At 57.0% G+C, this 649-nt stretch carries 1 protein-coding gene; it reads right to left on the bottom strand.

Going from position 1 to position 649, the window contains the following annotated elements:
• Positions 1–649 (bottom strand): ABC transporter permease (locus tag ACR0EL_RS22430; RefSeq protein ID WP_480502349.1); only part of this gene is annotated, 649 nt, incomplete at both ends.

The following is a 649-nucleotide window of genomic DNA, read 5'->3' as shown; positions in this document are numbered from 1 at the left end:
AGTTGACCGACAGGGCGAGGGCCAGAAGCGTGCAGGCCGGGAAGAACAAAACCCACCATTCGCCCGAGAACAAGAAACCTTGCCCGATCCGGATTAGTGTTCCCAGCGACGGCTGGGTCGGGGGGGCGCCCACACCCAGAAAACTCAATGTGGCCTCAGCAATGATCGCCAGCGCCAGCGAGATGGTCGCAATAACAAGAACAGGGCTGAGGACATTGGGTAGGATGTGACGGAACATGATCGGGAACGATCCACGCCCGATCAGGCGCGCGGCTTGTACATATTCCTTGTTTTTCTCAACCAGAGCAGCACCACGGACGACGCGTGCGAACTGCACCCAGTCCGACAACGCAATCGCGATGATGAGAACATAGATTGCCATCTCATCGCGGTATTCCGGCGGAGTGATCCCTTTGGCGATCCCAAAGATCAGCATTGCGACCAGAATGGCCGGGAACGTCAGCTGCACGTCTGCGATACGCATGATCAGCGTCTCGATCCAACCTCCGAAATACGCAGCGATCAGACCGAGGATCACGCCGATGATCAAGGCAAGAAGCACAGCAGAGGCACCTACGAACAATGAAATGCGCAACCCGTAGAGGATGGTCGAGAACACATCGCGCCCTTGGTCATCCGTGCCTAGCAA

This window comes from Ruegeria sp. AH12 (assembly GCF_056541465.1).
This window is presented reverse-complemented; position numbering and strand designations above follow the sequence as displayed.